This is a genomic window from Citrobacter sp. R-1.5.2 (assembly GCF_035064245.1).
Lineage (GTDB): Bacteria > Pseudomonadota > Gammaproteobacteria > Enterobacterales > Enterobacteriaceae > Citrobacter.
Map to the genome: position 1 here is coordinate 1 of NZ_JASEYC010000117.1, position 243 is coordinate 243.

The 243-nt window shown below is 53.1% G+C and carries 1 pseudogene; it reads left to right on the plus strand.

From position 1 onward, the window contains the following. A pseudogene (locus QMN38_RS26860) lies at nt 1-243 on the plus strand (cobyric acid synthase); the annotation flags it as partial.

The window sequence follows — 243 nt, forward strand, 5'->3', positions numbered from 1 at the left end:
GATAACGACGGTTGTGCGTAGGAACCCTGTGCTGATTAAACCTAACAGCGATCGTAAAGCACAGGTCGTTGTGATGGGCAAAGTGGCATCCGATATGGATGCGGTCAGTTACCACGAGTACAAACCGAGGCTGCGTGAACAGATTATTTCCGTTTATAACAGTCTGGCGCAGGAGTTTGACGTTGTCGTGCTGGAAGGGGCTGGCAGCCCGGCAGAAATCAACCTGCGCGATCGCGAGATCGG